The following is a 2,177-nucleotide window of genomic DNA, read 5'->3' on the forward strand; positions in this document are numbered from 1 at the left end:
CGGCCGGACACCGACCCGGACATCACACACGACATCCGGCACCCCGCCTACGTGATCTACACCTCGGGCTCCACCGGCCGCCCCAAGGGCGTCGTCGTGAGCCACGCCGGTGTGTCGGGTCTGGTGGCGGCGCAGGTCGACCGGCTCGGGGTGGCGCAGGACAGCCGGGTGCTCCAGTTCGCCTCGCCCAGCTTCGACGCGTCCTTCTGGGACCTGTGCAGCGCGCTGCTCACCGGTGCCGCGCTCGTACTGGCCCCCGCCGAGGCCCCGCTGGAGGCGCTGACGGACCGCCGGTTCTCCGTCACCCATGTGACGTTGCCGCCCTCCGCCCTGGCTGCGCTGGACGGCGCCGAACTCACGGCGACCACCCTGGTGGTGGCGGGTGAGGCGTGCCCGCCGGAGCTGGTGCAGCGCTGGGCGCCCGGACGGCGGATGATCAACGCGTACGGCCCGACCGAGACCACCGTGTGCGCGACCATGAGCGACCCACTGTCCCCAGGCTCCGGCGTACCGCCCATCGGCCGAGCGGTCGCGGGCTTCCGGACGTACGTACTGGACGAGCGGCTGCGCATCGCACCGCCGGGCGTGCCCGGGGAGTTGTACGTCGCAGGCCCGGGTCTGGCACGCGGCTACCTGGACCGGCCGGGCCTGACCGCGGGACGGTTCACGGCCTGCCCGTTCGGGCCGGCGGGCGCGCGGATGTACCGCACCGGCGACCTGGTGCGCCGGCGTGCCGACGGCGAGCTGGAGTACGTCGGCCGGGCCGACCAGCAGGTGAAGGTGCGCGGGTTCCGCGTCGAACCCGGCGAGGTCGAGGCCGTCCTTGCCGAGCACCCCGCCGTCGCCCAGGCCGCCGTCGCGGCCCAGGACGACCGGCTCGTCGGCTACGTGGTGGCCCGCCCCGCCCTGGCCGCCCGACCTGCGGAGCTGGCGGCGTACCTCCGCGAGCGGCTGCCGGACTACCTGGTGCCGGCCGTCTTCATGGTGCTGGACGCGCTGCCGCTGACGCCCAACGGGAAGCTGGACCGGGCGGCGCTGCCCGTGCCGGCAGCCGCCCCGGCGGGGAGCGGGCGGGTGCCGCGCACGCCGCAGGAGCAGATCCTCGCCGAGTTGTTCGCGGAGGTGCTCGGCGTGCCGCGGGTCTCGGTCGACGACGACTTCTTCGAGTTGGGCGGGCATTCCCTGCTCGCCACCCGGCTGGCCGCCAGGGTGCGCTCGGTGCTCGGCGTCGAACTCGGGCTGCGTGCGCTCTTCCAGGCGCCCACCGTGGCGGGCCTGGCCGAGGCGCTGGTCGAGGCCGGCCGTGCCCGCCCGGCGCTGACCCCGTACGAACGGCCCGAGACGGTGCCGCTTTCCTTCGCCCAGCGCCGGCTCTGGTTCCTGCACCGCATGGACGGCGCCGCCGCGACGTACCACATCCCGCTGGCACTCCGGCTGGCCGGAACACTCGACCGCGCCGCACTGGATCAAGCACTGGCCGACGTGGTGGCCCGGCACGAGAGCCTTCGGACGGTGTTCCCGGAGGTTGCCGGCGTACCCTGCCAGCGCGTACTGGACCCGGCCGCGGTCAGCCTCCGGGCCCGGCCGACCGAGGTGACACAGGACGAACTGCAAGAGCGGCTCGCCGAATCCGCCCGCCGGCCCTTCACGCTCGCGACGGAGCCGCCGCTGCGGGCCGAGCTGTTCGCTCTCGCTCCGGACGAACACGTACTGCTGCTGGTCATGCACCACATCGCCGCTGACGGCTGGTCCACCGGGCCACTGGCCCGCGACCTGGCCGGGGCGTACGCGGCCCGTTGCGAGGGCCGGACGGACAGCCGGCCGGCCCTGCCCGTGCAGTACTCCGACTACACGCTGTGGCAGCGCGAGCTGCTCGGCGACACCACCGACCCGCAGAGCCGGTTCGCCGAGCAGCTCGACTACTGGAAGCGGCAGCTGTCCGACCTGCCGGAGCTGCTCCCTCTGCCCGCCGGCCGGCCCCGCCCGGCTGTCGCAGGCCGGCACGGGGACCATGTCGTCCTGGAACTCGGCCCCGAACTGCACGCCGCGCTGGTGAAGTTGGCGCGGAGCACCGGTACGAGTCTGTTCATGGTGCTGCAGGCGGCGTTGGCGGCGCTGTACACGCGGCTGGGTGCGGGTACGGACATCGCGATCGGGAGTCCGGTCGCGGGGCGCAC

The 2,177-nt window shown here is 74.3% G+C and carries 1 protein-coding gene; it reads left to right on the forward strand.

Annotated elements, in window-relative coordinates; genetic code table 11:
• The coding region (locus ABT025_RS39355; protein ID WP_351003631.1) for a non-ribosomal peptide synthetase at positions 1-2,177 on the forward strand (2,177 nt) is incomplete at both ends.

This window comes from Streptomyces sp. NPDC002809, assembly GCF_040295435.1.
Classification (GTDB): Bacteria; Actinomycetota; Actinomycetes; order Streptomycetales; family Streptomycetaceae; genus Streptomyces.